The 3,584-nt window shown below is 57.2% G+C and carries 2 protein-coding genes; both read right to left on the bottom strand.

Annotation, left to right across the window (positions count from 1 at the left end; all coding sequences use genetic code 11):
* Positions 1-372: 372 nt before the first annotated feature.
* A complete protein-coding gene (locus tag ACR0LF_RS23500) occupies positions 373-1,704 on the bottom strand; it encodes an HlyD family type I secretion periplasmic adaptor subunit (RefSeq protein ID WP_480583971.1) in 1,332 nt (443 codons plus the stop codon).
* A gap of 38 nt (positions 1,705-1,742) precedes the next feature.
* The gene (locus tag ACR0LF_RS23505) at positions 1,743-3,545 is read right to left on the bottom strand and encodes a type I secretion system permease/ATPase (protein ID WP_480583974.1); all 1,803 of its coding nucleotides are present in this window, start codon (positions 3,543-3,545) and stop codon (positions 1,743-1,745) included.
* Positions 3,546-3,584: the final 39 nt, after the last annotated feature.

Genomic DNA, 3,584 nt, shown 5'->3' on the forward strand with positions numbered 1-3,584 from the left:
CCGCAATTTCGAAGTTTGTATGTGTGTTGATAGTCATTGGTATTCTCCTCATTAAAGTTGGTACTTGGCACCCAAAAATCTGTTAGAAACGTCCTCCTCGGGTATACAAACAAGGTGGTCACCCCAACCGTTTGTTTCAATGTGAATTCACGGCGTAAATTGTTACAAAGTATGACAAAAATCCGTTTTGAAGCGGTGATTTTTCTTTTCTGAAACCCCCGTGGTCCGCGCCAAACTTGTCGAAGAAATTCGGTGGAAAATTCGGCGCAAATGAAGATCTTAAGAGATACGCAAATTGAAAAAACCAGCGCCAATTCTGACGCTGGTTTCGGGGTCTTCCCACGTCCGGAGACGTGCAAGCGTTTGGTCTTATCAAACCTCCCGGAAGGTTGTCCGGATCTGCTTGCTAAGCGGGTCGACAAGGTACTGGAACAGTGTCCGCTGTCCGGTCTCGATGTACACTTCTGCAGGCATGCCGGGCAGTAAACTCAGCTGACGGTCAGCCAGAGTATCAACCGCGCCTTCATCCAATGCCACACGCGCTTCGTAGAACGGCATTCCAGTCATTGGATCAGTTTTGAGGTCGGCCGAGACAAACTGGACACGGCCATCAAGCCTTGGGGCGATGTGTTGGTCGAACGCTGAGATAACGACCGTCGCCGCCTGGCCCACCGAGACATTGTTGATATCCTGCGGAATGACGCTGGCCGTGACGACGAGCCCGTCGTTCTCCGGCACGATCTGCATCAGCGTCTCGCCCGGCGAAACAACGCCACCTTCGGTATGCACATCCAGTTCGTGGATGATGCCATCTGCCGGTGCCCGAATTTCAACGCGCGCCAATTGCAGCTCGGCGGCAGCCCGGCGTTCTTTCAGGCCATCAAGCTCGACCTCGAGCGCAGAAATCTCGTTCATCACTTGCTCGCGGAAGGTTTTTTCCAACTGCAGGATGTTGATCTTGATCTCGCTGATCCGCCCACGTGCAACCGCAATCCTTGAGGTCAACCCGCCGCTGTTGCCCAACAAACCGCTGCGCTGGCGTTTCAGCGTCGTAATACGATTTGCCGGCGTCAGCCCTTTCTCGAAGAGTTGGGTCAACCCTTCCAGTTCGCTGTCGATCAGCTCGATCTCTTCAACAGAGGCCTCATACTGCGCCTCAAGACCGGATATTTCCTGTTCCGTCTGTGTGATCCGTTCTTCGAATGCAGCAACCTCACCCTCCTGAGACAGGCGGCGGGCCTGCATAACGGCACGTTGGGTTGCCACAACGCGTTGTACTTTGGGATCATCCTTTCGCGCGGCAAGTTCCTGGGACAACTCGATCTCGTCCAAACCGTCGCGTTCGGAAATCAGTCGCGACAGTTGAGCTTCTACCGCGATCAGGCGGTCGTCGACCAGCACCTGGCTGCCGGACAAAAGCTTGTCGTCGAGTGTCAGAACAACATCGCCGGCAGCGACCCGGTCCCCGTTCCCGACATGGATTTCTCCGACAATACCGCCGTCGGGGTGTTGAACGGCCCGGAGGTCGGATGAGACCACGACGTTGCCGCTAGTTACTACAGCACCGGATATGCGGGCGGTCGCGGCCCAGCCGCCAAAGCCGATGACCAGTGCTGCAACTGCGGCAAGGCCAAAGCCAATGGACTTCCACGACCGGTCTACGAAAGCTTCGGTCTGGCTGTTGGGTTTTTTATCGGTATTCATAACTTCCTCCATTTGATTGGCTTCTGCGCGGGGATGGATCAGCCCGCAGCAGCGACACGGGTTTCGTCAGTGTTCTCTTGCGTCGGTTGAAGCTGGCTTTTTGCCGCCTGAGCCGGTTGCTGAGCCGCCGGACGGGCTTGTGCGGCAGCCGCCTGATTGCGTTGACGCAGACGCTCCATCACTTCAGCGCTGGGGCCGAAATCACTGGCGCGGCCGTCGTCCATAATCAGGACTTTGTCGACAGACCCGAGCACACTGGCCCGGTGGGCGATGACGATCACAATCGCACCGCGCGCTTTCGCGGCCTGGATCGCGTGGTTCAGGGCAGCTTCGCCCGGGGCATCCAGGTTTGAATTGGGTTCATCCAGAACCACCAGAAACGGATTGCCATAAAGCGCTCGGGCCAGTGCAATACGCTGACGCTGACCACCAGACAGGGCGGCACCACGCTCACCGACCGCTGTTGCATAGCCGTCCTTGAAGCTTGCAATAAGCTCATGGACACCGGCCGCCTTGGCAGCGGCGATGACCATCTCATCTTGTGCTTCTGGATCAAAACGCGCGATGTTCTGGGCAATTGTACCGTCGAACAGCTCAACATCCTGCGGCAGAAAGCCGATCTGCGGGCCAAGTTCTTCGGGCAGGTACTGATCAATTGGTACACCATCAAGGTTGATGCTCCCTTTGGCCGCAGACCACGCACCAACAAGAGTGCGCGCCAATGTCGACTTACCGCTGCCGGTCGATCCGATCACGGCAAGCGCTTCTCCGGCTTTCATGTCGAAACCGACGCCTTTCAGAACAGCCGATGTCACCATAGGCGGCGCGGCGATCAGGCCATTTACGGTCAGAGACTTCTCGGCCTTGGGCAGAGAAATTCTCGCGTCGTCTTGATCGCAGGTCAGAGTGTCTTTCAACTGTGCCCAGGCCTGACGCGCGGCCACCAGACTGCGCCAACTGCTAACAAGCGTTTCAATCGGCTGGAGGCCACGGGACATGATGACAGAGGCTGCAACGATTGAACCTGCCGAGATTTGCCCGTGGATGGCCAGATAGGCCGCGACCGCAAGCACACCGGACTGAAGGGCCAGACGGAATACCTTGGTGAAGCTGCCCGACACACCAACAGTATTGGCCGCCTTGGCGCTCGCGCCCAGGTGAAGGTCATTGATGTCCTGCCAGGATTTGCCAAGATTGGCCTGCATGCCCATGGCGCGCACCATCTCGGAATTGCGACGACTTGCTTCGGCCAAACGGCTGCGTTTGCCAGAATGTTGGGCCTGGACGCAGGCTGCAGCGCGCACCTTGATGTCGGTTACGACAGCGATCACAAGCAAGGCGATTGCACCAATGACGCCAACCAGGCCGAGCCAGAAGTGCATGGCAAAGACCAGACCCAGATAGACCGGGATCCAGGGCAGATCAAACAGCGCACCAGCACCCTGACCGGACAGGAAGCCACGGATTTTTTCGACGTCCTGTATGGCCGCCGCCGGGTTGCCAGCTGTACGATGAAGCGAGGGTTCTGCCAGCGTGCAGTCGAACGCTGTTTTTGAAAGCCTTTGTTCGAAGCGATGCCCCATGGCGACAAGAACACGGGTGCGTGCACCGTCGATCAGGGCCATGAAAAGATACAGACCGGCGACAAGCGTACCGAGGGCCACGAGCGTATTTACGCTCTGGCTTGACATGACGCGGTCATAGATCTGAAGCATGAAAATCGGGCCGGTCAGCATCAGCAGGTTCACGGCACCGCTGAACACGCCAGTGGCGATCAGGTTGCCGCGGAGTGCGCGACGCGCGCCGACGAGTTGCGGGTGAACGGACGAATGCGAATTCATAACGGGCCTCCAAAAATTATGTCTGTCGGAAATACGTGG

This window comes from Ruegeria sp. E8, from assembly GCF_056533985.1.

Bases quoted from the DNA above. Each gene is read 5' to 3' on its own strand.
- ACR0LF_RS23500 (WP_480583971.1), bottom strand. From the start codon at position 1,704: ATGAATACCGATAAAAAACCCAACAGCCAGACCGAAGCTTTCGTAGAC.
- ACR0LF_RS23505 (WP_480583974.1), bottom strand. From the start codon at position 3,545: ATGAATTCGCATTCGTCCGTTCACCCGCAACTCGTCGGCGCGCGTCGC.